The organism is Paenibacillus sp. 01T431 (genome assembly GCF_056398625.1).
Window position 1 is genome coordinate 109,986 of the sequence record NZ_JBFTPT010000018.1, and the last position, 26,314, is coordinate 136,299.

A 26,314-nucleotide genomic window follows, 5' to 3' on the forward strand; every position below is an offset into this window, starting at 1 on the left:
ACTGGGCACTTTTTGGGTAAATACTATTTTCTAAAATAGACAAAAAGAGACCCACAGCATTCGGTGCTGTGGGTCTTCATTATATATATTACAAAAGGGGGTTGTTTTCATTATAGTAGGCTTTCATTAAAACGAGATGAAAATTATATTTCAAGTTTATTACAAATGATTGGAAAACGATGTAATACTCACTTGCATAACGAGGAGAAGCAATGAATAGACTTGTTAAAAGCAGAAAACTTGTCCGATTATGCTTGTCTGGAGAGGGTGGGAAATTACGATATGAAGCATTCACAATCGAGTATTGCGATATTAGGGATAGGTACGGCGGTTCCGCCTCATCTTGTTGATCAAGCGGATACAGCGCGAAGGTTAGTCGATGCATTAAGCGATAAGCCGGATTCCGCCCGTTGGGGAAGAAGGATTTTTAAGCAATGCGGCGTGCAAAGCCGGTATACTTGTGAACCAAATCTGCTCGCGGAAGCAGCTGAATGCCGCTACCTGCCGAGCGCTTCACCGGAGACCGCTCCCTCGACAGCGGAACGTATGGGAATATATAAGCGGGAATCTGTTCCGCTTGGGCTTCATGCAGCGAGACAAGCTTTGGCAGATGGAGAGGTTGATGCGGCTGAGATTACACATCTTATTACGGTCAGCTGTACCGGACAATTTTTGCCCGGAATGGACGCAGCGATCATACATCAATTAGGACTAGCCCCCACGATAACCCGTATCCCGCTTAATTTTCTCGGCTGTGCGGCTGGGCTTAAAGCCATTGGCCTGTCACGCCAAATTGTATCGAATGACAGTAATGCCAATGTACTTGTTGTATGCGTCGAGTTATGCACGCTTCATATCCAGCCATCTGGCGATAAGGAATCGTTATTTGCCGCATCATTTTTCGGGGACGGAGCTTCAGCCTGCGTCATTGGTGCGGGCAAGCCGCATCACAGGCCTATTTTTGCGCTAGGCGAAGAACGTTCGGTACTGCTGCCTGAATTTGCAGAGGAAATGGTGTGGGAGGTTGGCAACCACGGCTTTGACCTATACCTCTCCCCGCATATTCCGAAGCTGATCGGCGAGTTTATACCTGCGGAAGTAAAGCAATTATGCGGGGATGAAGCGCTGGATCTATGGGCAATTCACCCAGGCGGAAAAGGTATTATCGATATTTTGCAAAATAAGTTCGAGCTTACGGATGAGCAAACCTCGCATAGCTTAGGCGTGCTGCGCGATTATGGCAATGTCTCCTCCGCTACGATTTTGTTCGTGCTGAATGCCATGAGGTCGCATCTTCAAGAAACAGGCTCGGAGCGAGTAGGCGGCATTGCACTCGCATTTGGTCCAGGCTTAACCGCTGAGATGATTAAGATTGCTTATGTTCCCGCTGTACTTACGGGGGATCAAGAGCAAATGGCGGACGAGGCATATGTCTAGAAGCTTGCGTCATCGGGCTGTAGCTGCCGAGCTTATGGATGATTTTTCAATTGGCGGGGCTGAGCTGCACGAGGCTTTGCGCCAGCTTCGTCAACTGAACCGTATTTTTGTTGCAGCCGCACCGACGATTTACGGCGTTGAACGACTATGGGAGCAAGCGAATAAGCCGAGAAGCCTGACCATTCTTGATGTTGGAGCGGGCTCAGGCGATGTGAACCATGAGCTGCTGAAGTGGGCTGATGAACGGGAAATTGACCTTTCTATTCAGCTAGTGGATATAACGGAAGAGGCTTGCGAGGAAGCTAGGTTGGTTTTTCAAAAGGAGCCCAGAGTCCAGATTAAGCAAGGAGATTTGTTTGATTTGGCGGATGGCAGTGCGGATATCGTTACGGGGACGCAGTTTTTGCATCATTTCTCAGAGGAGGAGCTGCCGCATGCAGCTGCAAGTATGCTCAAGGCAGCACGGCTTGGCGTGGTTGTCAATGACATCCACCGTCACTGGATCGCATGGGCTGCGGTATGGCTGACGACTCGGATCATTTCCACTAATCGATACATTTTGCATGACGGTCCATTATCGGTTGCCAAGGGTTTTCGCGCAAAAGATTGGAAGCTTCTTGGCCAAAAACTGAGCAACGGTTCTATCAGCTACAGCTGGAGACCTTTGTTCCGATATGCGGTCGTTATTAGCAAGTCACATAACAGTCCATTTGACGGAGCTGAGTAAAATGACGCGTATACTGGATGCAGCTGTGCTCGGAGCGGGCATAGCTGGGAGCAGCTTAGCCAAAGCGCTTGCCGATAAGGGCTGGGAGACGCTGCTGCTCGATCGTCAATCATTTCCGCGCCATAAGGTGTGTGGAGAGTTTCTATCTCCCGAAGCGCAAGGAACACTACAGGTGCTTGGTTTAAGCGAGTCTATTAAAGCGCTGGGACCAAGCCTGATAGAGCGGATACGTTTAATTTTCGAAAATGGCGCTGAGATCAATATTCCGCTTTCAAGTGCGGCATGGGGTCTCAGTCGATATTCGCTTGATGCCGCGCTCCATCAAGCGGCGCAGCAAGCGGGCGCAAAATTGCAAACGGGAACGACAGTGACGGCAGTGAAGCCTACTGATTTTGGTTATTCCATTGAAACAAAACAAAACGGTAAATTCAGCTCAGTTGAGGCTCGTACTGTCATCGCCGCTTGGGGAGCAAATAAGCATGCAGGATTACCGGGCTACAAGCAACATCAGACGGCGAAGCCCTCGTACATGGGCGTGAAATCCCATTTTCGCGGCATAGCTATGGAGCCGGTTGTTGAGCTGTATTTCTTCCGCGGCGGTTACTTAGGATTATGCCCGGTAGAAGACGGGCTTGTGAATGCTTCGGCTCTGCTCGCTCGCGATAGCTTTGCAGATGCAGGAAAGACGATACTGGGGATCATGAACGCCGCTGCTAGGCGAAATCCGAGGCTGCATGAGAAGCTCGCGCTTGGGGAGCCTGTTCAAGGAACGCAGGCGGCAGTAGCGCCTGTTCATTTGAACCATAAGCCGCTCGCGTGGGATCAGCTTCCGCTTCTTGGCGACGCAGGTGCGATGATTCCGCCGCTTTGTGGAGATGGAATGTCCATGGCACTTCGCTCAGCTGCTCTATGTGCTCCGCTTGTTGACAGCTATTTAAATGGAAGTCTTACTATGGCTGATTGGAAGCATGCGTATACGAGGGCAATTAAACGTGAATTTGAGGGGCCGCTGCGATGGGGAAGCTTCCTGCAATGGTTATTTCATATGCCGACCGTGTCTAGTTGGCTGCCAAACGCCGCGCGAATAGCCCCTCCACTTGCACAGGGGCTCGTCCGGGCGACGAGATTAAAGCCATTCCGGATGTAAAGGCGAAGCCAATGAGCAGCGTGCGGATGTGACTGACTTTGGAGGTGCATATTCATGGGGATGAACGGCCTAGCACTTCTATCCTTTCGCTTTCCGCGAGTGTGTATTTTCTTATGGTCAATTGCACTTATCTTAGTTGGCAGTCATGCGCTTAGGCTGGATTCCGTCGTACAAGACCATGGCTTGTATCCGCAAAAGGGAAGTTATGCAAAGGTGCAGCAGGTGCTCGCATCCGATTTTAATCTGTCAGAAGCACCGGTCATGCTGCTATTCGAGAAAACGGACAACTTATCGAAGTCGCGATTTCATGCTTTTATTGAACAGACGCTTCGGCAGGTGAGCGGGACTCAGGGTCTGACTAATATTATTTCTCCGCTTGAGCGGCAGGAACTGCAGAAAGGGAACTACGCGTACGCAATGCTTTCATTCGACGCTCCACCTTATCGGATGGAGGATACGCTAAAGCAGTTAAATCAACTTTTGCCCGCCTACAGCGGAATTTCGATAAAAGTGACAGGCAAATCAGTTATTCAAGGTGATGTAAATGAGGCTAGTCATGCGGATTTAGCAAAAGCAGAGATGATCGGTATACCGCTTGCTTTTCTGATCTTGTGGCTTGTTTTCCGTAAAATCATTATTGCGCTGCTCCCCATCGTTATTGGTATAACGGGAGTGACGATTGCTATGGGAATTGTATATGGAATAGGCACCCAATTGCCGCTGTCCAATTTTGTTCTGAATGTGATTCCGATGGTGGGACTTGCCCTAAGCATCGACTTTGCACTTATGCTCGTTAGTCGATTTCGCGAGGAACTCGGAGGGCATAAGCAGCCTATCCAGGCGCTTGCTGCAACGATGAAGACAGCTGGCAGAGCTGTTTTTGTATCGGCAGCTTGTGTCTTCTTGGGTTTGCTGAGCTTTATCTGGATTCCGCTGCCCATGTTCTCGTCTATTGCGCTTGGAGCGATGACAGTAGTGGCCGTATCGCTGATGCTCGCGTTTACGCTGCTGCCTGCACTGCTTGCGATTTGCTTGCCTTCCATGCAAACGAAAAAAACGCGCCCGATTGGTACCAGTCGTTCATCCGTATGGGATGGGCTTGCTCGTTTGGTAATGAAACGGCCAATGGTGATGGGGATGCTGGCAGGGGGCGTGCTTATCCTATGCTTGATGCCCCTTAGTAGAATGGAGACTGCTGTTCCAGATGAGGCTTCATTGCCTCAAAACTATGAATCTCGTTTGGCCGCTGAGACCTCAAAGGCTGTTTTTGAGCTGCCCTCCACATCAAAGGTATGGGTTATTGCTCGCGGGGATAGCTTGTTTCTGGAGCGAGCGGGTTGGATGAATGCCTTTGAGCTGACGAAGCGCTTGGAGCAAGATCCGAGCGTCTTGAGGGTGGACTCGGTATTCTCTAGGCTTAATTTGTCACCCGAGTATTTGACAACAATCATGCAGCGGCCACTGCAAAATAAGAAATTCCAGCCGGTGCTCCAGCCATTTCTGAATAATAATCAAATGCTGCTGCAAGTGACGATTGCGGGCGAACCATCCTCTCGCGAGACGATGAATTGGCTGAGGGAGTGGGAGCGAAGAGGGGAATCATCAAAAATATTCTTCTCGCTTGGTGGAGAGGCCAAGTATGAGCAGGAAGTATTCGATCATGTTTTTGGAAGCTTAGCTTATGTGCTGCTCTTTCTATTCGTTACGAATTTCATCGTGCTTCTTGTTGCCTTTCGTTCCGTCCTCATTGCTCTCAAAACTATCCTCCTCAATCTTCTGAGCATAGGAGCATCCTTTGGTATACTAGCATGGATCTTCATGGATGGCCGATTGGGGATTGAGCCGAGCAGCATTGCCATTATGATCCCGGTTTTTATTTTTGGATTAGTATTTGGAATTAGTATGGATTACGGTGTTTTTCTCATCTCGCGCATAAGCGAGGAATTTCATCATACGCGCAGCAATAAGCAGGCTGTACGAAAGGGGCTTTCCTACGTCAGTCATGTGATAACCGCGGCTGCAGCTATCATGATCGTCGTCACGGCACCCTTTGCATTTGGCGAAGTAGTAGGCGTAAAGCAGCTCGGCATCGGCATTGCGACGGCCATATTTATTGATGCAACAATTGTTAGAATGGTGCTGGCACCTTCCTTAATGCTCATGCTTGGAAAATGGAACTGGTGGGCTCCGAGCTGGTTGAAGCAATAGAAATCGTATGCGTATTGCGGCTGCTTCGGCAGTCGTTTTTCATTTGCCTATTTAAGGACAAGCATAATTGCGCCTTATTTTTATTTCTTATAGCGGGAATTGATTTGTGCTATAGTTTGAATAATCATAAAGCAGAGGAGACATTTCATGTATATACCTCAATCGTTTGAAGTGACGGATAAAGAGACATTATACGCTCTGATGGAGCAGAATAGCTTTGCTATATTATTTTCACAACATGAAGGTAAGCCCTGTGCAACGCATCTCCCCTTGCTGTTAGATGAAAGCGAAGGTTATTTGTATGGTCATATGGCAAAAGCAAATCCGCATTGGGCAAGCTTAAAAGGGGAAGTACTCGTTGTTTTCGCTGGAGCTCATTCGTACATTTCATCCTCTTGGTACGAAACGCCAAATTCCGTGCCGACGTGGAATTATACCGCTGTTCATGTGTATGGTCATGTCGAGCTCATTGAAGATCATGTGGAGCTGCTCAAAATCGTAGATCAATCGGTTAGCCATTATGAATCAAGCATGCCAAATCCGTGGAGCATGAGCCAAGCTGACCCAACGTACATTAACAACTTGTCCAAAGGCATTGTTGGATTTAAAATTCATATTTCAAAAATAGAAGGCAAATGGAAGCTGAGCCAAAATCATTCCAAAGAAAGACAAGAACGAGTCATCGATGCGCTGGAATTACAGAAGGATGTTCAATCGAAGCAGATTGCAAAGCTGATGAAGGACAATGTGAAGAGATCATCTTTGTAGCGCATGAAAAAATAAAAAAGATAATGAAAAAACCAGACGAACACGCTTGTAGTGTTTGTCTGGTTCTTTGATGTACATAGGATGCGTAGGTTGTTTAATCCGCTGTGGCAACTGCCTGCAGCTTGGCGCTTGCAAGCTCTCGGACTGCTTTCCATTCTGCCAAATGTTTTTCTAATTGGTCGATCAGCGCGCTGACTCCTTGAATGAAATCAACTTGCCCGCTCGCTCGAATCGCTTCAATGGATTGAAGGATATCCGAAGACAAAGTCATGTGAGAAGGAAGGGCTGCAGTCAGCTCATGAAGAGCAAGCTCAATGGACGCAGACGAAGCTGGTAGTTGGCTAGTCTTTGGAGCGGGTTCAGAATCAGCTTGTTCTTGTTTGATTTGCTTTTCTACTTTCGAAGCAGCTGCTTTGGGCTCAGCAACAGGTGCAGGCTTGGCGCGCTCCGCTTTGTTTTGCTCATGAGTTGACCAAGTTTCGATGAGTCCAGCGCCTGATTTAAATAGCAGCTTGTCCTTCGTGCTGTCAGAGATCGTTTTATCTTTGAACAGCTTGGCAATTTTTTTTACGTCGCTTACTGGCAGTTCATCTCTTGCTGCAATCAGCGCTAGTGGATCGCGGTGCTCGATCGGCAGATCCTTTAGGGGGAGCAGTTGATCTTCGGTTAGCTTATCCTTCCTAATCTCAGTGCCGCCAACGATCAGCTTCTTTACGGCATTGCCAAACTTCAGCAGTTCGCATTTGTTTTTGATATACGATTCAGGCTTGCCCAGCTTGCCGGACAAAAATTTGGTGGAGCTCTTAAACTTCGAATCGTTCAACAGTTTATTGAACGCCTCGGCCTCTTCAATCGGAGAGAAGCCTTCGCGCGTCAAATTTTCCGCTATTTGTTCCAAGTATATTTCCATCTCGTCTGTTACGGTTGAGACGATACAAGGAATCGTTGGCCGTCCGAGCATTTTGCTCGCCTTATAGCGGCGGTTCCCATAAATGATTTTATAACGTCCGTTGCTTGTTGTTCTTACTTTAATCGGTGAGAGCAGGCCTATTTCTTCGATGCTTCTCATTAATTCTTGCAGCGCTTCTTCGTCAAACTGGTACCTCGGCTGATCGGTATCCTCATCAATTAAATCAGTAACAATTTCAATGATATCCATAGGTTTCTCCTTAATTTTTTGTTTACTAGAACGCATGGCGTCATTTGTTCTTCGTTCGTCTGTTATGTAAAAGTATTGAGCATCCGATTATGATAGTGGCTTCCTCTATTATATCGGATCTTTTGTTAGGAATGGTTGCAAGATAACATTTTCAATGAAATGATGCTGGTTCTTCGAGAGCAGACTCATCAATTTGGACAAACAGGTGTTCTGATTAATTATAGCAGATGGCACGAAATAGCGACACTAGCTGGACAGAGGGTACCGATATGGAGGGGGAGAATGGACAAAAAAAGCCAAACCCCGTGAACGAGGCTTGGCTTAGGCTCACAAATTATTTAACTGTTTTATTATAGTTTGCAATTTTTTCAGTGATCGCTTTAGCGGCATCATCAAGCGCTTTTTGTGGTTCTTTTACGCCAGTTAATGCTTCTTCAATCGCCGTTTCAACAAGCTGACGCGCTTCAGGGAATACGCCCATCACTGCGCCTTGCGAAGCAGGGGAAGGGATAGAAGCGTGCAGTTGATCAACTGCTGTTTGGAACTGTGGATATTTTGCTAGATTATCGGCAACGATTTTTTCGTCATAAGCTTTTTTAGTAATTGGGAAGTAACCAGTGTTGATGTGCCAATAAGCTTGTGTTTCCGGCTTAGCTAAAAACTTGATGAAATCCCATGCTGCTTTTTGTTCAGCTTCGGGCTTGTTATTCAGAATCCACAAGCTTGCTCCGCCAACGACAACACCGCCATCCTTCGCATCGGCAGGTTTAGGCAGGAAGCCAGTACCTACTTCAAATTTACCAGCCACTGAATCTACAATTCCGCGAAGCGAAGCGGTAGAATCTAAGGTCATAGCGATTTGGCCAGCTGCGAATGCTTTTTTCGTATCGTCTGTTTTACGTCCCAGGTTAAGTGCTGATTTGCTGTCAACAAGATCCTTCCACCATGACAATGTTTTAACACCAGTCTCGTTATTCAATTGCGATTCTGTAGCGGAAGCTGTACGTCCGTTGCCATTATTCAAATATTCTACGCCTTGGTTTGCAAAAAATTGCTCCATGAACCAGCCATAAATAGCGAATGAAGCACCTGTTTGACCATTTTGCGTAAGCTTAGCAGCAGCTTCCTTCACCGCTTCAAAAGTTGCTGGTGCTTTTTCTGGATCAAGTCCAGCAGCTTTGAACAAATCTTTGTTGTAATACAAAATTGGGTTTGATGTGTTAAAAGGCATGGAGTGAAGCTTGCCGTCAAATGTATAGTAATTTGTAATATTTTCTTCTAGCTGGGAAAGATCATAATTTTCTGCATCTACAAAAGTTTGAACAGGTGTAGTTGCTTTGGAGTCGATCATGAATCTTGAACCGATTTCGTATACTTGAATGAGTGATGGCCCAGATTTGGAATCCATCGATGCTTTCATTTTATTTAAACTCTCGTCATAGGTTCCTTGAAACACTTCCTCAACGACTACATCTTTTTGAGAAGCGTTGTAGTCTGTAACGAGCTGGGTTACTGCTTTGCCAAGTTCTCCGCCCATGGAGTGCCACCAAACAACTTTAACAGGTTCTTTTGCCGTTTCGGTAGGAGCTGCTGAAGCTTCAGTTGAGTTCGTAGCAGAAGGCGACTCTGCATTGCCTTTGTTCCCAGAGTTGTTGCCTCCGCAGGCTGTGACTACAAACAACATTACCGCCATCATAATCGTCAAACCAGACCTAAACCTTGCTTTCATTCTTTTTCTCTCCCTCTCTACTACTTTTTTTGTTTACAGTACATTTATGGAAACGTCTGTGAAGACGGGGCCACCTCATTCATTATCCTTTTACAGCACCAGCAGTAATCCCTCGTACGAGCTGCTTCAAACCAACAATGAGCAGTAATAAGGAAGGCAGCAGCACAATAGCTACGCCGGCTAAAACGATGTTCCAGCTTGTCATTTCTTCGAACTGCAGCATGCTAATGCCGATCTGTACCGTTCGCATCTTATCGCTGTTCGTTATGAGCAGGGGCCAAAGGTACATATTCCACGAATTCAGAAACACATAGACAGATAATGAAGCTATAGCTGGACGTGATAGTGGCAGTACGATAACTAAGAAGTGGCGGATATGCCCGCTGCCATCTATTTTTGCTGCTTCAAAAAGCTCGCGAGGCAGCTGTAAGAAATATTGCCGCAGAAGAAACACGCCAAACGCAGACGCGAGAAAAGGAATCGTCAATCCTTGATAGGAATCCAGCCATCCCCATGATTTTACCGTCAAATAATTGGGGATAATGGTGACTTCCCACGGAATCATCATGGTGGAGAGGAATAAGGAAAACCAATATTTTTTGCCTGGAAAACGGATATATACAAAGGCGTAAGCAGCCATGCTTGCGATAAAGACTTGTCCAACCATAATAATGGTCGCGATAAGAAAGCTGTTCGCTATGAATGCACCAACGGGAATAAGCTCAAATACGGCAGAGATGCTGCCCAAATACATGCTATCGGGAAACAAGTCAGGCGGAAATTGAAGAGACTGCTCAGGTGTCATCAATGCCTGTAGAAATGTGTAAATCAAAGGGAACAGCATGGCAATGGAAAGCAATGAGAGCAGCAAGTACACACTAGAGCGGCGTAAAAATGGCTTTAATCCGATCATTGGTAATACACCTTCTTTTCTACAAACACAAACTGGATAATCGTCAAAATAAGAATGATAACGAATAGGACTAACGACAAGGCGCTTCCTGTTCCGAATTGGTAGTTAATGAACGCTTCTTTATAGATGGAATATACGAATACCTCTGTTGAACCCGCAGGTCCGCCTTTGGTTAGAAGATGGATTTGTCCAAAGGATTGAAAGGAACCGATGATCGAGATAACAGCTAGAAAAAATAGAGTAGGCGACAGCAGTGGGAGTGCGATTTGCAAAAATGCACGAAATGGGCCTGCGCCGTCAATCTTTGCGCTTTCGATCATGTCATCCGGAATGCTTTGGAGACCGCTCAGCACGATAATGTAGTTGAAGCCCGATTGCATCCAGATGGTCATCATGGATATTGATAATAAAGCTGTAGATGGATTGGTAAGCCATTGGATGGGGGCAATGCCTAGCGTTGATAGGATATAATTCAGCATTCCGAGGCTGGGGTGAAAGAGGATCATCCAAATGACGGCTGCAGTACTTACGGACAGCGCGAGCGGCATTGCGAACATGAATTGAAAAATACGCATGGCTGGCAGCTTGATATGCGTGAGCGCGGCTGTAACGATGCCAAGTACAATGCCGACAGGAACGGTGTATAGTGTGAATAGGCCTGTAACCGTCAGGCTATTCCAGAACATTTCCGATGAAAACAGCTGTGTATAGTTATCGAACCCGACATACTCAGCGACTCTTCCTCTGGGATCTGTTAATTGGAAGCTTAAATAGACTGATTTCAGCAATGGATAAAATAAAAATACTGTAAATAGCAAAAGTGAAGGAGCCAAAAACAAATAACCAAGTGCGTTCTCCCTCAAACGATTCGTTTTAGCCAGTAGTCGACTAGCAGCGCGAGAGCTATGTGTACGCTTAGCGGCTAGAGTAAGCTTGCCTTCTTGCATGTTCATTCCCTACCATCCTTTCACATCCATGTTCTCCATTTAGTGTAGATTTCGAATGTTCGAGGAATGTTTTGAAATTAATAATAAATTGTAGATCGCTAGCATTAAAGGATAGGCATGCACTGTTAGTGAATTGTAAAATACCGGAACATTTAAATCGTGGTGCTCGTTATTAGTTGAAAGGGGGGGTATGATGAAACGATGGACGAGTGCAGGCCTCATCTTATTTTTGACAGTAGGGATGCTTCTGGCTGGCTGCAGCAGTAAGCCGTATGGTCATTACCGTGATGACCAAATGATTGGTTTTATTAACGGTTTGAACGATCAGGAGAAAAAAATCGTATTCGATATTTCCGAGTGGACGAAGCGCGATGAGCCGGGTCCAGCTATAGAAGATTGGGGCGTAGAATATGAGGCCCTCGTGCTTCCAAGCACCAGAATAAACAATGAAGCAGGCGATAAGCTGAAGTGGGAGGACTTGAAGCAAGGACAGATGGTTCAGATCAATCCCTCGCGAACGGAGAAGATTACGGATACACCGGATGAGCTCATTGTTTTATCGATGTCCAATGAGCAGCTTTTTAAGAGAGCAGGCTTGTTGGCAAGCAAAAAAGGCAGCTACCGAACGACAGTTATATACGAGGATGGTAAGGGAGAGTCTTTTGATATTAATGACATCGAGAAAGAAGCAAGCATCATGCTTAATGGTGGCTACAGCATGATGGCGTACAATCCAAACGACGTGCTAGATATAAAGAAGATGTTTAATATCGAGCAATTTCCAGTCATTTTAGTATTCAATACTGAAAAGCTAGCGTTAAAAACAGATCGTCTGGAGGATGCAGTAACTTTTTTGAAAGCTAAATAGAGTTGCGCAGCAGCCAGAGATTTTATTTAATGAGATAAAAGATAAAGCATATTAAGGTGGCGCTCAAAATGGAAGAAATACAAGGGGATTTATTAACATCGGAAACGTTGAAATCGGATTTGATTAAGCTCGGCATACAACCTGGTATGACGGTTATGATGCATACCTCGATGAAGGCGCTTGGCGGTTTTGTATCCGGCGGGCCGACTGCGGTAATTTTGGCGATAGAGTCATGTCTGACAAGCGAAGGTACACTTGTCATGCCAACGCATACGCCTGATTTGTCTGATCCTGAAATTTGGAGATACCCGCCAGTGAAGGAATCATGGTGGCAGCCGATCAGAGATACAATGCCTGCTTTTGAAGCAGACTTGACTCCTTGCTTAGACATGGGGGTCATAAATGAATGTTTTAGAAAACAAAATGGCGTCGTTCGAAGCAATCATCCACAGGTTTCTTTTGCAGCGTGGGGCTCCCAGAAGGATAGGATAACTGCAAATCATAGCTTGGAATACAGTCTGAGTGAACAGTCTCCGTTAGCGAGGCTTTATGATTTGGAAGGCTGGGTGCTGCTGCTGGGCGTTGGTCATAATAAAAACACTACTCTTCATCTAGCGGAGTATCGAGCTGAGTATGCAAATAAAGCAGAAACGATTAATAAAGCACCGATGCTTGTAGACGGAGAGAAAAAATGGGTTGCTTTAAGCGACGTTGATTTTGATACGGATGATTTTAATCATTTAGGCGAGTGTTTTGAGAAAGAAACGGATCATGTTCGCAGAGGAAAGGTCGGCAATGCAGACGCGCTGCTCATGCCAGTTAAAGCTTTAGTTGATTACGGAGTAAAATGGATGGAAGCTAATAGAGGCCGCTAGTTTCCCTTTTGTAATATTTTTCCCCAATGTCGAAATACGGTGGTATGATGAGAAATATAACCATATTCATCAGGCAAAGCTTTCAAGAGCAATAACTTGCTAGTGAGCGAACAGAGGGGAAGCGAACGAATGATAACGCTATTGAAAAAGCATCTGATTGTCCGTGTTTTATGCGCTATGACCGTAGTTATGATATTGATCGCGGGAGGCTACATAGGAACACAAGTAGTGCAAACCAATTCTGCAGTTGAAGAGGCGATTAACAGCTACAATATTCGAATTGCAGAGAGCTATGCGGCCACGCTTGAGTCGGGGGAATTTACGGAATTTCTCAAGCAGCCTGAGGAAACAGAGCTATACTGGTCAATTCGCCAAGAGCTCAGCTATTTCCGTTCGCAAATTGGCGCAAGATACGTCTATTTTGTTCGTTTTGATGAAAATCGTGAACCGAGAATTATGATTGACGGTTTGCCTAAAGATGATAGCTCAGCTTCCCCTATTAATGAAGTAACAGATATGCCGGCTTCGGCGGTTGAACATATTTTTGCTGGAAGAAACGCAAGCTCTCCACTAATTGAAAACCCGGTATATGGTTCTTACTTGTCTGCCTATGTACCTTTGAAAGATGACAGTGGCGCAGTGGTTGGAGCAATTGGCATTGATACGGATGCCGCTGTATTCCAACAGCTGGCTAAGAGTGTCATAAAGGAAAGCATCCCACTCTATATCATGATGCTAGTCATCACGCTTGTTTTAATCGGGGCGATCATCTGGTTTGTCCGTCGTTCGCTTCAGCCTCTGGAGACGGTAACTGCCAGTGCTGAGAAGATGGCTTTAGGTGATCTGGTGGAGGCGAATGCGATTTTGCGAGCAAAGCCAGTCAAATCTGTTGATGAAATAGGTACGGTATACAAGGCGATGCTTACGATGTCCGAGCATTTGAATGAGCGAGTTCGAGGAGTAGTTGTCAATGTAGAAAAGACGTCTGAGCAGCTCGTTTCATCAACACAATCCTTTGCAAGCAGTGCTGATCATATGCTGCAAATGGGCGAGGCGATGAATGGTTCAGTTCAGCATATTTTCGAGGGTGCACATGCCCAGAAAAAAAGTGCAGACGACAGCGCACTTGCGATGGAGGAAATTGCGCAGGGAATCGTTAAGATTGCGGAATCTTCATCCACCGTTTCGAGTGCAGCGGTACAGTCATTGGAAATCGCACAATCGGGCGAGCAAGCGATGATACAACTGAACACACAAATTAAAAATATTTCGGCTTCTGCCGGTCAGACACTGCATATTGCAAGGCAATTGCAGAGCTATACAGGTGAAATCGGTCATGTCATTGGCTCCGTTCGCGATTTTGCTTCCCAGACCAAGCTCCTAGCACTAAATGCATCGATTGAAGCAGCGAGGGCTGGTGAGCATGGAACAGGCTTTATGGTTGTAGCGAAAGAGGTAAGCAAACTAGCGGAAGCTTCTGCTTCCTCCGTACAGCAAATTTCATTGCTGCTTGGCAATATTGAAATAGAATCAGGGAAAATTAGCGAAGAGATGGAGAAAGCCTCAAGAGATATTGAAGACGGAGTTTCTTTATCGGGTGAAGCAGCCGAATCTTTCTTGCATGCTGTTGAATCGTTCCGACTTGTGAGCGAGCAAATTATGGAGGTATCGGTGACGACGGAGCAGTTAACAGCTGGTTCTGAGGAGGTAGCCGCTACAGTGAGCAGTATTGCGCATATCGCAAGAGATGTATCGGATCAAACGGAGCAAATTCAAATGCTGACTGCACAGCAGCTGGACATGATGAAGCAAGTACATGATGTGTCTGTGGTGTTAAGCTCTAATACGAAGGATATGAGACAAGCCATTGCTCAGGTAAATGTTTGATTTAAGCAAGTAAAAGGCTGCCAATGCTGGCAGCCTATTTTTTATTTGCATATTAACTTATTACTTAAGCTTCTATGGGCTTAATCGCTTCATATACATAATTTTGTTTGCCGTTTGATGGTGCTTGGCCATAGTTGTAATCAGCTGACACAATTACATCGGAAAAACCAATGTTTTCTAAAATAAGCTTAAACTCTTCGACACCGTACCAACGTAAGGCAAATCGCTGCAGCTCAGTTTGGATAAGAGCGCCGTTGTGCCATTTTTCATATTTAATATATGAAATCTTATATTGATTGTATAAGTCGGCTTCAACAAGCTTGTCTTCCATGGTGATGATGTCTCCATCCGGCAGGTTGAATGTCGACGTACCGCTGTATTGCCCACAACTGAAATTGTTGTCAGGCAGAAACAGGTCAAGTATGATACGTCCCCCTGGCTCAAGATGATTATACAAATTTTTTAGAGCCAGAAGTGATTCGTCTCGGTTCTCTATTAATAGGAATGAACCGCCTGGGATAATGATGGCTTCATAGCGATGAGGCAAATCAAGCTGTTGCAAATTTGACTCATACAGCTCAGTAACGAGCCCGCGTTCCTCACAGCGTTGACGGCAGGATGCGAGCATTTCCGCTGAATAATCAACGCCATCGACTTGCAGCCCTGCTTCTAGAAGCGGAACGAGAACACGACCAGAACCGGCCATTGCTTCGAGAATACGACCCTTGCAATCTTTCAGTCGATCTTGGTAATATTCTAAATCGCCACCGATAGATTGACCTGTTTTCTTGGATAAATCATAGACCAATGTACAAAGTTCTCCATAATAACTAAACGACATACGTAATTCCCTCCGATAATTAGATGTTTACGGAAGGGATTGTAATGATTATCCCTTACGCACCTTAATAATGAACGTACCGGAATGTAGTTTTTGCATGATAACCACTCGCTTTCTTATAAAGTTATTATAAGTATAGGCAATAGGTAAATAGGGGTCAATATTTCCAGAAAAAAGATATTTCTAAATTCTCATTTACAACGGGTTCTTTTATACTATTAATGAATGCTGGTCTATGAGAGGGTGATTATGGAATGCATGTAAACTGTATGTTGTGCAGAAAACCATTTGATATTAATCACAGTGATCCTCAATATCGAAAGCTCATTGAAAAACAAACGAAGTATTATATTTGTCAGTCATGTCATTCCAAAACAACAAAAGAAGCCAGTGCTATGAGCGAGATTAAGCCAGAAGGCCTTGATCCCAAAGGGTATGACAAATTAATAACTTAATTGTCTATGCTTTATGATGAACAACTACAAAACCCACCCACAAAACCAAATCACAGAGCCCAACCACAGAGCCCAACCACAGAACCTAAACTCAAAAACCAATCATAAAGCCTAACCACACAACCTACAAATGAAACCTACACACGACACTCGGTAACGGACATGAGAGACCTTATTTGCCGTAAATCGTCCTTTTTCTCGATCTAACGGACATAGGATCTCTTATTTCATGATACTCGAAGGAATTTGGGGTCATTTTGGGCAAATAGAGGATCCTATGTCCGTTAAAAAGCAAATAAGCCTTTATTTTGAGAAATAAAGGCTTATATGTCCGTAAGGACGGAACCTAAGCACGGTAATGGTAATCATTCAACGAGCCACATCTTTTTTATTTATTGAGATGAAGTTTTTTATCCAAATATTTAAGAGCTTTCTCCGTACAAACATCGCTCAGCTCTGCTTTGACGATAGCTCTGGTCTCTGCTAGATTATCGTGAGCAACAGCCTCTTTACCAAGTGTGGTTTGAAGCCAGTGATCTGAGCTTTCAAAGCACATGCTGCTCCAACCGCCATCGAAGTCAGCTTCCTGTGCCCCGGTAATCACAATGTCAGCAAAGTTTTGAAGATCAACAAGCGCCCGATCGTAGTCTTTCTTCTGCTCTTTAGCAGTCAGCCGGCTTTCCTTACGCAAATTGCGTGAGTCGATATTGCCTGCTTCCTTAATAATATGATAAATATTTCTGGCTTCTTGGGACATAAGCCCGCTGCTATAACGTTCCTCAACGCTTTTTCCTTGGGACAACAAGAACGGGATATGAGGAAACAAGTCAACGTGAATAAAGGTTAGTTTGCTGCCAAAAAACTTGCCATATGCCGCATGCTCATCCTTTACGATTTTAACCCGCCATATCCACGGATCAAACTCAGTTTCTGTATGCCAGCTGTCACTAGGAACCACGGCAGTGAGGGACGGATGCTCAGGGATAAGGTCAGAGAATGGAAATATCTTATATTGACTGACTAGCTTTACGAACTCTGGATAAGTAGTAATGCTCATATATACACTCCTTATAACGTTTACTCCTTTATTCTAGTTTTCTCCTGTCTAATCCTTCCATACATCGACTTATTAAATTTGATTTAAAAAAGTAACTTTTTTACAGTATCTGGCGTCACTATAGAAGAGGTTAAAATGGAACAGCTTTTTGCTCATGAAAGGACTGGCGAAAAAGTGAAAGGAACATTCGTTTCAGCTGTCATTACGGTGCTGCTTCTTGCTGGTTGTGCAGCCGAAAGTGTTGGCCCAAAAGCAACAAATGTACAGGAGCAGCAACGGGTTCAAGCTAAACTAACAGGGTTATTGGATAAGAAGACTAGTCCTTCATTTAACATCACAGATGCGAAAGAAATATCTATTTCCAGAGCAGCGGGTGCCAAGTCTGTTGAGTCAGTGTACACGGATCAAAGGAGGCTGGAGGCTTTTGTCAGCGCTATAAATACGGCAGTACAAATGCAAGGGATTTTAAATATGTCGAAACCGATCTTTACGATTACGGTGAAACAGCCAATCGTGAAAAACACCTTCAACCTTTGGATAAACGAGAGTTCTAAACAGGGCGTTATTATGGATGTGAAAGATACACATAAAGGCTTTACATTAACAAAGGAAGCGACGAATGAATTACTCCAAATCATTCAAGAGGACTCACAGCTCACTGAGCAGAGTGAGTTCGTTATGCCGCTTGCCTATGAGAAGGTTCAAAACGATCAGAAGGTTGCGAAGGTAGATCACTTTCAAATGGAGCAGCTTATTAAAGAACAGAACATTAGTGGCGGAAAAATTAGTATTTATTCGAAGTCGGGCGACGTTGAGCAAGTGTATGGTGCTTTCGAATCTGAAGCTGGTCTTTATGAGCTTGGGGCAGTCGGAGGCATGCACTCACAAAACAATGATGAGCTTCTATCGGTCAAAGAGCTAGAGCTTTATGGTAAGTCGCTTATTCGAATCGACGGTGTCTTTGGGGCAAATGCACCGATACACAACTATTTTGAAATGAAAGATGGTAAACCTATTCCATTCCTGCTCGTAGACACGGGTCATGCGAAAGAAGTGGATGTAGACGGAGATGCCATCGAAGAAGTGGTCTCGAAACACGGTCTACCACTGCTCACTTTTGTTTACAAATGGGAGGATGGCGCTTTTAAAGTTGGCGAAGTGGAATCGCAACAATAATAAAATTCGCAGGAGGTTTTAATGATGAAAAAATGGATAAAAGCAACGACAGCTGCACTAACAATAGCGGGTGTACTTAGTGCGGGTTCTGCAACGATGGCGGCATCTGCACCCAAGGCAACCATTAAAATGTTCATCGATGGCAGGCTCCAAGATGATGTGCTCAACGTGAACGGCAGAACAATGGTGCAGCTCACAGCCTTTAATGATCCTGAAAAACTCAAATATTCCTACGAAACGGCTACCAAGACGATTGTGATTCAAAATCCAGCTCGGAAATTGACTGTTCGATTAAAGGACGGACTAAAATCAGCTGATGTAAATGGGAAAAAAGTTCCCTTAGATGCCCCAGTTACCGTAAAGAAAGGACGTACTTACGTTCCAGTTCGTTTTGTTACGGAAACACTTGGCGGAACAGTAGGAAGCGACAGCACAGGGAAACAGATTATTGTAAGAACACCGTCGGGTGAAGAGCGGTTTAAAACGCTGAGAAATGGCGATCTTACAGAAGCGCGAAAGCTAGCGATTCATACTCCTGGAGTTGACAATGGGATGGATATTGCACCATATGGTGAAGGCTTCACTTTCGTGTATACTTTCCCTCAAGGGGAGGCACTCCGTTATACCTTGGAATATAGAGGTTTAATCACGTATTATGAAATCAACGATAGCGGTATTAGTGAAGTAAAATGGCAAAAGGATCTATTGGGGAAAAACGGAGAAGCGGGCAAGGAACCAAAGCCGTTTGGCGATTCCGTCTATTTCTTAGATAACTTTATGGCGGATTGGCTGAATTATGGGACAATTGACAGCAACGGAAAGAAGACGGAACTAGGCTCTATCGATCGTTATACGAATAAAGAATTTGCTAATGTCGTCATTTTACCAATTGAGGGAGAAGTACGAACAGATATTAAATAATTAAAGGATTCTATAAGGAATTAGAGAGGAATTAACATTGATTAGAAAAATAGACATCACAGATGCTGCGATAGCAGAGGAAGTATTGCGTATACAGATTCCATCCTATAGGGTAGAAGCAGAGCTCATTGATTTTTATGAGATACCGCCATTAAAAGACACCGTTGATACGCTGCGAAATTGCGGCGAGAACTTCTATGGTTATTATATTAATAATGAGCTATGCGGAGCCATCGCCATCATGTTTGAAAATAACATCATAGACATTCATCGGCTCATTATCCATCCTAACCATTTTAGAAAAGGAATCGCAAAGCAGCTGCTTCAACACATCGAAAGCGTTGGAGTCAGCGGAAGCGTGATCGTCGTATCAACGGGATCTAAAAACGCCCCTGCGGTTAACCTTTACAAGCAAAGCGGATATGTTGAAACGGGAGTTATTAAAGTGGAAGAACGGCTATCGCTCACCTCCTTCCAAAAAACATTAAATTAATTCCGCTCTCACATGTACTGAAGGAGTTTGATGATTTGTATCAGTTAGCCAAGGAGCTTATTGACTCTCAAGAGATTACCGTCTATGAAGCCAATCAATTATTTGGGGAAATCGGAAAATATCGCTTCTTGCAATTCTCTAATCATGCGATTCAAGGGGCGATCGATTTGAAGGATCCGAAGCGAGTCGTCATGGAGTATCCGCGTGCGATCATACATCTGATGGAAAATAACGATCCATCGTTCGAAAATGTATTTATGATTGGTCATGGAATTGGAACCATCGCCGGACACTATTCCGATAAACGATTTGTGATAGCGGAAATCAATGAGAAGGTAGTAGAGCTGAGCAGAACTTATTTTAGCTATAGCGAGGACAATGTTGTAATTGGAGATGGGCGGCTGATCCTTGAAAATCAGGCGTCCGGCGGCTTTGATTATATTATTTTGGACGCCTTCACGAAAGAGGGGACACCGTATCATTTAACGACATTGGAATTTTTCGAGTTAACGAAAGAGAAGCTGAACGCAAGCGGTTCGATGATTATGAATCTCTTCGGAAAAGTCAAAAACGATAAATTAATTAATTCAATTTATTCAACGCTGAAAGAGGTCTATCCGTATACGAAAGCCTTCTCTCTGCCTGCAGAAGATTTAGCCGATACTCGTAATATGATCATCGTCGGTAGTAACAAAACGCTCAGCTTTCAATCACGGGAAATGGCTGGTTTCCTCGAAATAGAATTAGAAGAAGGGCATCGCATCGCGGACAAACGAAAAGGATGAACCGACTATACGGATCATTTGTTGTCACGTATGATTTTTCGATATTCGCGCGGCGTCATGCCGACAATTCGTTTGAAATGGGTGAGGAATGCATCGATATTTTTGCAGCCGACCTCTTCCGCAATGCTGCTAATTTTTAGCTGGGAGTTCCTAAGGAGCTCGCAGCTTTTTTTTATGCGCAGATGCTGCAAGTAATGCAGGAAGGTTTGTCCGGTATGCTGCTTGAACACTCGGCTGAAATGCCGCTCGCTCCACTCGCAGCGATTTGCAAGCTGGCTGATGGTTACATTCTCATGAGCGTGCTGCTCAATGTAGTTCAGCACATGATGGAAGCGGGCGGAAGAATTCTCTTCTAATAATAGCTCCTTAGCGTCCTTCATTAATCGATAGACGGATAGAAACAGCTGCACTAGCAGCGTTAGCAAATAAGCCGATGACCCACTCCGCGGGAGCTCATATTCACGCAGCAGGCTGCGAAATAAATCTTCAATAACACTATCCGAGTCGAACAAGGAGTGGAAAGTGGATGCATCATTAAAACAGGTTTCCAGAAAATCAACGATCTCCTGATCGCCAATCCAGTCTTTCTGAGATTGAAGGAGCGAGGGCATGAAGACGCAATTATATACAATTAATGGTGAGCTGTTGCGTGAAGGTGTTGAAGGACGAAAGACATGCGGAATGCCAGGCGGCAGAATAAATAACATCCCTTTATAAACGGGGACGACGTCATCCCCTATATGATGAAAGCCCTTGCCTTCAGCTACATAAGCAAGCTCAATGAAAACATGATTGTGCAGCGGCAGATCAAAGTCTTCCTCGGCGCGGTTTACGAAGATGAATTTACTCTTTTGAAAATATTGCTCGCTCTCGTAAAGCAGCGTATGCTTGCTTGTCATCAGCTTTCATTCCTTTCATCCGATGTCGTTTTTCAGGGAATAAATGTCCGAAACAGGGGTAATTGAGTAGCATGATTTTACTATAATTAGAGGTAGAATGCACGTGCAAACCTACGATTACTCGCTTAGAAGGGGCGGAATAACATGATGGATTGGGATTGGAAAGCGAATTGGATTTGGGGCGGAGAAGCTGAAAGCCCTCGCAATGAATGGCGCTGCTTCAAAAAGAGCTTTGATGTTGCACCATCATCGGATGATTTTGACCAAAATACTCAAACAACACTGCGAATTAGTGCGGATTCTCGCTATGTTCTTTATATTAATGGCAAGCAGGTAGGACGCGGCCCTGTACGTTCATGGACCGTTGAGCAATTTTATGATGTGTACGATATTGGCCATCTGCTGGTGCCTGGGCAGTCAAATACGATTGCGGTGCTCGTACATCATTTTGGCGTAACGACCTTTTACTATTTAAGAGGCCGCGGCGGGCTGCTTGTGCAGTTGGATAGGAGCAGTGAAGAGGGAACGCAAACGCTGCTTGAATCAGATGATACTTGGAGCACAGCTATTCATGAAGGCTATCATACACGTACGCCTCGAATGTCTTGTCAGCAAGGCTATTCTGAGTATGTTGATGCTGGTTCATGGGACAGCGATTGGACTACAGCCACGGGTAGTGGTGATGCTTGGGAGAAAGCAGCGTTACTAGGCGTTGTTGGCACTGGACCGTGGAAGACGCTAATAGAGCGGGACATTCCGCTGTTAGCAGAGTACCCTGTTTATCCTTCCCGCATTTTATCTCTGAGCAGCGTTAAGTCCTTTAGCTTCTCTACGTCAATTGATATTCGCAATCAAATGGTTGAAGGCAGTGAGGACCATGCAAATGTTGTCGGCTTCACGGGTTATGCGGCTACCATTCTCTCTGTCCAAGAAGACGCGGATATTATACTCGGGTTCCCATTTGCGAGTGAGTGCGTAAGAGCAGTCTCAATTAATGGGGTGAAGCTGGATTCGGATCAGTTCACAGGAGTGCTCCCTGAACGTTATGCAGAAGTGACAATTCAAAAAGGCGAACATTTACTCTTAATTGATGTGAGTGGAAGCATGCATACAGGTCAGCTGCACCTGGGCATCTACAGTGAAGTTCCGATTGAGGTTCGATCACCGCTAGCTTCTGAGCAACAGTCAGTAGGTGCATCAGCTTTTATTAGCATTGGTCCTTTTGACAGTACCGTATATTTGGATCATCAGGAATCGAGACAGATTGATTTTGAGGATGCGTATTATAAGCAAGTAATAGATAAGGTATCTTCCATTCAAGATTTGGATGCCTATTCTCCATATATTCGTTCTATTAATGAGAGTCTAGTAAGTGAAGTAGATGTATTCGGTCTCTCTGTCTGGAAGAAGGAAAGCACTCCACATGTTATTCCGGTGGCTTTGCAAAATCTTGTTATTCCGAACGCATCGCCGGGAGTTATTCCGATGTATCCAGGTCTAGATACAGAAATTATTATTGATTTCGGCAAGGAGCTTACGGGTTATCTGTCATTTGAGGTTGAGGCAGAAGCGGGTGCTATTTTAGACTTTTACGGATTTGAGTATATGACAGAGGATTATCGCCAAGATACGTTTGGACTGGACAATACTGTGCGCTATGTATGTAAAGAAGGGAGACAGACTCATGTCTCTCCAATTCGCAGAGGCTTGCGATACTTGATGCTGACTGTCCGAAATGCGAATACGCCGGTCAAAATACAAAATGTTCATTATATAGCAAGCCATTATCCAGTAGCAGAGATTGGCAGATTCCAAAGCTCAGATCCTTTATTGAACGACATATGGGAGATTAGCCGCCATACGACGAAGCTATGCATGGAAGATACTTTTGTGGATTGCCCAGCTTATGAGCAAGTTTTCTGGGTGGGGGATAGCCGCAATGAAGCACTGGTTAGCAACTACTTATTCGGCGTAAATGATATGGTTAAACGATGCTTGCGTCTTGTACCGGGATCGAAGGATCAAACGCCTTTATACGTAAATCAGGTTCCGAGCGGCTGGAGCAGCGTTATTCCGAACTGGACCTTTTTCTGGGCTATTGCATGCCGTGAATATGTAGAGCAAACAGCGGATCTTCATTTTGCCCAAGAGATGTATCCGCATATCCGTTTTACGCTAGAGCATTATTTGAAGGAAATCAATGAGGATGGCTTGCTAGCAATTAAGGGCTGGAACCTACTGGATTGGTCGCCGATTGATCAGCCTAACGATGGCATTGTCACACATCAGAACTGCTTCCTAGTGAAGACGCTGCGTGTTGCCTCTGAGATGGCTGGTTTCTCCGGTGATGAGGAAGGGCGCATACGTTTTGCGGCAGCAGCCGATGATCTTCAAGCGGCGATTAATCAGCATTTGTGGTCCGAGGAACAGTCTGCCTACTTGGATTGTATCCATGTGGATGGACGCAGATCAGACATCTTCTCCGTGCAAACACAGGTGGTCGCTTATTTGACAGGTGTTGCGCAAGGAGTACGTAGAAGCATTATGGAGAAGTATTTGCTGGAATCGCCTTCGCATTTTGTTCAAATCGGCAGTCCATTCATGTCTTTCTTCTATTATGAAGCATTGTCGGCATCGGGACAGTATTCTACGATAGTTGAAGACATCCGTCGCAATTACGGGCAAATGATCGAGCATGACGCGACAACTTGCTGGGAGATGTATCCGAACTTCTCGGAAAATAGAGCGAATCCCAACATGCTGACTAGAAGTCATTGTCATGCTTGGTCGGCAGCACCAGCTTATTTCCTTGGACGCGAGGTCCTTGGCATTCGCAGTACAGCAATGGGCTGGACTGAGGTCGAAATTAGTCCTAATCCTTGTGGTCTTACATGGGCGAAGGGAAGCGTTCCTCTCTCCGATGCAGGGCAAATCGATGTATCGTGGAAAGTGATCGATGAGAAAATTATTGAGGTTTCCATTCAATCCCCGGCATCGGTAAAAGTGAATGTTATAATACCAGAAGGATACGAAGGTGTCGTTCGGGAGAAAAAAATCTTTTAGCAGAAGTATCGGTTGATTCACGCTGAATGGAATGTAGATGCAAAAAAGCTCTCGCTGTCAGTAGACAGTTGAGAGCTTTTTTATAGGAGCGGTGAAATGCATTTGAATTATTTTAGTATAGATCGAACATGTTGACTTCATAGCCTTGTATCTTCAAATATGTAAACATCTGCGCCCGATGATGCTGAATATGGGTCGTAATCTCAATCAGCCATTTTGCCTGTACCGAACCGTGTTCTAGATAAAATGGTTTTGTTTTCTTGTGCAGGAAATCCTCATCCGGAAGACTTTCCATATAAGCTCTGACTTCATGCAAACCAGTCGTGAGCCAAGCAATTAGTTTCTCGTGGTCTTGATCGGCAGCTATATCCGCTTCAAGCTTGCGGATGACGGTTTCATCGTTCTCCTGAAGAATGAGCAGATCAACCGAAGGAATAGATACGATATGTTGGACAAGCTCCAGCAGCGTCCTCATATTATCATGCGGTCTGTATGACCAATGATCGGATGAGATTTTGCGAATCAAATTGGAAGAGGTTTTCGCGATATGCTCCAATTCCTCCAGCAGTAATCCTTTTACTTCATTAATAGGCTGAGATTGCATTACCTTCACTCCATTCTTCTTAATTATAGTATTGTTGTCACCCTTAGTGGGCTTAATACAGATTGTAGCTTATAATAGTGACAGTAGTTGTCATAATTAAGAAATGAATGGAGAATGAATATGTCAAAATCGAAACGGCTCATTGAATTGATGATGACTGTTAATAGAAAACGTAAGTTCACCGTCAAAGAACTCGCGGGTGAGTTTGAAGTGTCGACAAGAACGATATTGAGGGATTTGCAAGAGCTGAGTGAGCTGGGCGTTCCGTTGTATTCGGAGGTAGGGCCGCATGGCGGGTATCAGGTATTAAAAGAAAGGATATTGCCTCCGATCGCTTTTACGGAAGAAGAGGCTGTTGCGATATTTTTTGCCAGCCATGCTTTGAGGCACTATTTATATCTTCCCTTTGAACCTGAATCATCCTCGGCACTCAGCAAGTTCTATTATTACATGCCTGGTGATGTGCGGGATCGTATTGATCAAATGAAAAATCGTGTTGATTTTTTCACGCCTGCTCGGCAAATGAAATCCCCTTATTTATCGATCTTGCTTGAAGGGGCTATTCACCAAAAAGTGTTGGTTATCGAATATGAATCACGAGAAGGTCGGTCAAGCCGTCAAATACAACCGATTGGAATATATGCAAGCAACGGATTATGGTACTGTTCCGCTTACTGTTTTCTTCGTGCTGAATTGCGGTTGTTCCGTTGTGATCGAATTCACTCCGCTGTAGAGGATACATCTGATTTGGAAGCGCTGGATTTGCGACATGTAAACCTTGGGAATAGCGATGAGGTTTTTCAGACGCAGGAGACATATGTTAATCTTTACGTTGAATTAAGCAGAGAAGGCTTGCAACGCTGCGAGTCTGAGCTATGGCCGCTGCCCAAGCTGAATATTCGCGAAGATGGTACAGGCTGGATAGATGGGGATATTCGAAAGGTTGATCTTTCGTTTTATTCGAAGTTTTTTATGGGTTTAGGTAATGAAGCAACTGTTAAGGAACCGGTTGAACTAATAGATCGCATGAAAAAGATATTAACTGAAGTCATGGCTAAATATGCGTGAAGTTAAAGGATAAACAACAAAATAAAATTAATTTCAAAAAACACTTGCATTAGTAGGCGAGTACATGGTATATTCTTATTCCGGCCAAGAAACACACCGGAACAAAAGAAAAACAAGCAAGACAAACGATAGAAAAGTTTGCTCTTTGAAAACTGAACAACGAGTAATAACTGCCTTGCAAATCCTTCGGGATGAGCAAATATAGCGATAAAAGTTATGAGCAAGTCAAACACCAATTTGGAGAGTTTGATCCTGGCTCAGGACGAACGCTGGCGGCGTGCCTAATA

23 protein-coding genes are annotated in these 26,314 nt (G+C 44.6%); 15 read left to right on the forward strand and 8 right to left on the reverse strand.

Features of this window, described 5'->3' with window-relative positions:
• The first annotated feature begins 282 nt into the window (after window positions 1-282).
• The 5 genes from AC1DM9_RS27780 to AC1DM9_RS27800 all read left to right on the forward strand — a co-directional run bounded on the left by AC1DM9_RS27780 (window position 283) and on the right by AC1DM9_RS27800 (window position 6,287).
• Window positions 283-1,437: a type III polyketide synthase gene (locus AC1DM9_RS27780; protein WP_477583313.1), complete on the forward strand. Its 1,155-nt coding sequence runs from the start codon at window positions 283-285 to the stop codon at window positions 1,435-1,437.
• Window positions 1,430-2,164: a methyltransferase domain-containing protein gene (locus AC1DM9_RS27785; RefSeq protein ID WP_477583315.1), complete on the forward strand. Its 735-nt coding sequence runs from the start codon at window positions 1,430-1,432 to the stop codon at window positions 2,162-2,164. Before AC1DM9_RS27780 ends, AC1DM9_RS27785 begins: the two co-directional genes overlap by 8 nt.
• Before the next feature lies 1 nt (window position 2,165).
• Entirely contained in the window at window positions 2,166-3,311 is a 1,146-nt protein-coding gene (locus AC1DM9_RS27790) for an NAD(P)/FAD-dependent oxidoreductase (protein WP_441884312.1), read from the forward strand.
• Window positions 3,312-3,365: 54 nt separating this feature from the next.
• Window positions 3,366-5,519 (forward strand): MMPL family transporter, encoded by a 2,154-nt coding sequence (locus AC1DM9_RS27795; RefSeq protein WP_477583318.1) that lies wholly within the window; start codon window positions 3,366-3,368, stop codon window positions 5,517-5,519.
• A gap of 147 nt (window positions 5,520-5,666) precedes the next feature.
• On the forward strand, window positions 5,667-6,287 hold the full coding sequence (locus AC1DM9_RS27800) for an FMN-binding negative transcriptional regulator (protein ID WP_477583320.1): 621 nt from the start codon (window positions 5,667-5,669) through the stop codon (window positions 6,285-6,287).
• Between the two features lie 94 nt (window positions 6,288-6,381).
• Here the strand turns inward: AC1DM9_RS27800 and AC1DM9_RS27805 are convergent, their stop codons facing one another.
• The 4 genes from AC1DM9_RS27805 to AC1DM9_RS27820 all read right to left on the reverse strand — a co-directional run bounded on the left by AC1DM9_RS27805 (window position 6,382) and on the right by AC1DM9_RS27820 (window position 11,041).
• Window positions 6,382-7,446, reverse strand: a complete 1,065-nt coding sequence (locus tag AC1DM9_RS27805) for a ParB/RepB/Spo0J family partition protein (RefSeq protein WP_477583322.1) — start codon at window positions 7,444-7,446, stop codon at window positions 6,382-6,384.
• Window positions 7,447-7,780: 334 nt separating this feature from the next.
• Window positions 7,781-9,175, reverse strand: coding sequence for an ABC transporter substrate-binding protein (locus AC1DM9_RS27810; RefSeq protein WP_477583324.1), 1,395 nt, complete (start codon window positions 9,173-9,175; stop codon window positions 7,781-7,783).
• Between the two features lie 82 nt (window positions 9,176-9,257).
• Window positions 9,258-10,088 carry a carbohydrate ABC transporter permease gene (locus tag AC1DM9_RS27815; RefSeq protein WP_477583326.1) on the reverse strand — a complete coding sequence of 277 codons (831 nt, stop codon included), beginning with the start codon at window positions 10,086-10,088 and terminating at the stop codon, window positions 9,258-9,260.
• Window positions 10,085-11,041: a carbohydrate ABC transporter permease gene (locus AC1DM9_RS27820; RefSeq protein ID WP_477583328.1), complete on the reverse strand. Its 957-nt coding sequence runs from the start codon at window positions 11,039-11,041 to the stop codon at window positions 10,085-10,087. The genes AC1DM9_RS27815 and AC1DM9_RS27820 overlap by 4 nt, the downstream gene beginning before the upstream one ends.
• A gap of 184 nt (window positions 11,042-11,225) precedes the next feature.
• Between AC1DM9_RS27820 and AC1DM9_RS27825 the strand changes: the two genes are divergently transcribed.
• From AC1DM9_RS27825 to AC1DM9_RS27835, 3 genes are all read left to right on the forward strand, one after another.
• The gene (locus AC1DM9_RS27825) at window positions 11,226-11,903 is read left to right on the forward strand and encodes a hypothetical protein (RefSeq protein ID WP_477583330.1); all 678 of its coding nucleotides are present in this window, start codon (window positions 11,226-11,228) and stop codon (window positions 11,901-11,903) included.
• 68 nt (window positions 11,904-11,971) lie between these two features.
• Window positions 11,972-12,778, forward strand: a complete 807-nt coding sequence (locus AC1DM9_RS27830; protein WP_477583332.1) for an AAC(3) family N-acetyltransferase — start codon at window positions 11,972-11,974, stop codon at window positions 12,776-12,778.
• Window positions 12,779-12,907: 129 nt separating this feature from the next.
• On the forward strand, window positions 12,908-14,665 hold the full coding sequence (locus AC1DM9_RS27835) for a methyl-accepting chemotaxis protein (protein ID WP_477510039.1): 1,758 nt from the start codon (window positions 12,908-12,910) through the stop codon (window positions 14,663-14,665).
• Between the two features lie 64 nt (window positions 14,666-14,729).
• On the opposite strand, the gene AC1DM9_RS27840 is transcribed toward AC1DM9_RS27835, so the two are convergent.
• Complete coding sequence (locus tag AC1DM9_RS27840; protein WP_477583335.1) at window positions 14,730-15,506, reverse strand: class I SAM-dependent methyltransferase; 777 nt, start codon at window positions 15,504-15,506, stop codon at window positions 14,730-14,732.
• 254 nt (window positions 15,507-15,760) lie between these two features.
• On the opposite strand from AC1DM9_RS27840, the gene AC1DM9_RS27845 reads away from it, so the two are divergent.
• Window positions 15,761-15,961 (forward strand): DUF2197 domain-containing protein, encoded by a 201-nt coding sequence (locus AC1DM9_RS27845; protein WP_430060690.1) that lies wholly within the window; start codon window positions 15,761-15,763, stop codon window positions 15,959-15,961.
• A gap of 388 nt (window positions 15,962-16,349) precedes the next feature.
• Here AC1DM9_RS27845 and AC1DM9_RS27850 read toward each other — a convergent pair whose 3' ends face one another.
• On the reverse strand, window positions 16,350-17,018 hold the full coding sequence (locus tag AC1DM9_RS27850; RefSeq protein ID WP_430060693.1) for an AlkZ-related protein: 669 nt from the start codon (window positions 17,016-17,018) through the stop codon (window positions 16,350-16,352).
• Window positions 17,019-17,153: 135 nt separating this feature from the next.
• Here AC1DM9_RS27850 and AC1DM9_RS27855 point away from each other — a divergent pair, with 135 nt between their 5' ends.
• The 4 genes from AC1DM9_RS27855 to AC1DM9_RS27870 are packed head-to-tail and all read left to right on the forward strand — an operon-like array spanning window position 17,154 to window position 20,393.
• Window positions 17,154-18,194 carry a YhfM domain-containing protein gene (locus AC1DM9_RS27855; protein WP_477510041.1) on the forward strand — a complete coding sequence of 347 codons (1,041 nt, stop codon included), beginning with the start codon at window positions 17,154-17,156 and terminating at the stop codon, window positions 18,192-18,194.
• Between the two features lie 21 nt (window positions 18,195-18,215).
• Complete coding sequence (locus AC1DM9_RS27860; protein ID WP_477510042.1) at window positions 18,216-19,115, forward strand: copper amine oxidase N-terminal domain-containing protein; 900 nt, start codon at window positions 18,216-18,218, stop codon at window positions 19,113-19,115.
• 37 nt (window positions 19,116-19,152) lie between these two features.
• The gene (locus AC1DM9_RS27865; protein ID WP_477552082.1) at window positions 19,153-19,608 is read left to right on the forward strand and encodes a GNAT family N-acetyltransferase; all 456 of its coding nucleotides are present in this window, start codon (window positions 19,153-19,155) and stop codon (window positions 19,606-19,608) included.
• Between the two features lie 17 nt (window positions 19,609-19,625).
• Complete coding sequence (locus AC1DM9_RS27870; RefSeq protein WP_477583353.1) at window positions 19,626-20,393, forward strand: spermidine synthase; 768 nt, start codon at window positions 19,626-19,628, stop codon at window positions 20,391-20,393.
• 14 nt (window positions 20,394-20,407) lie between these two features.
• On the opposite strand, the gene AC1DM9_RS27875 is transcribed toward AC1DM9_RS27870, so the two are convergent.
• Window positions 20,408-21,292 carry a helix-turn-helix domain-containing protein gene (locus AC1DM9_RS27875; RefSeq protein WP_477510044.1) on the reverse strand — a complete coding sequence of 295 codons (885 nt, stop codon included), beginning with the start codon at window positions 21,290-21,292 and terminating at the stop codon, window positions 20,408-20,410.
• Between the two features lie 144 nt (window positions 21,293-21,436).
• On the opposite strand from AC1DM9_RS27875, the gene AC1DM9_RS27880 reads away from it, so the two are divergent.
• Complete coding sequence (locus tag AC1DM9_RS27880) at window positions 21,437-24,355, forward strand: family 78 glycoside hydrolase catalytic domain (protein ID WP_477583338.1); 2,919 nt, start codon at window positions 21,437-21,439, stop codon at window positions 24,353-24,355.
• 112 nt (window positions 24,356-24,467) lie between these two features.
• Here the strand turns inward: AC1DM9_RS27880 and AC1DM9_RS27885 are convergent, their stop codons facing one another.
• The gene (locus AC1DM9_RS27885; RefSeq protein ID WP_441884260.1) at window positions 24,468-24,959 is read right to left on the reverse strand and encodes a DinB family protein; all 492 of its coding nucleotides are present in this window, start codon (window positions 24,957-24,959) and stop codon (window positions 24,468-24,470) included.
• A 120-nt stretch (window positions 24,960-25,079) separates the two neighbouring features.
• Between AC1DM9_RS27885 and AC1DM9_RS27890 the strand changes: the two genes are divergently transcribed.
• On the forward strand, window positions 25,080-26,027 hold the full coding sequence (locus AC1DM9_RS27890; protein ID WP_441884257.1) for a helix-turn-helix transcriptional regulator: 948 nt from the start codon (window positions 25,080-25,082) through the stop codon (window positions 26,025-26,027).
• Window positions 26,028-26,314: the final 287 nt, after the last annotated feature.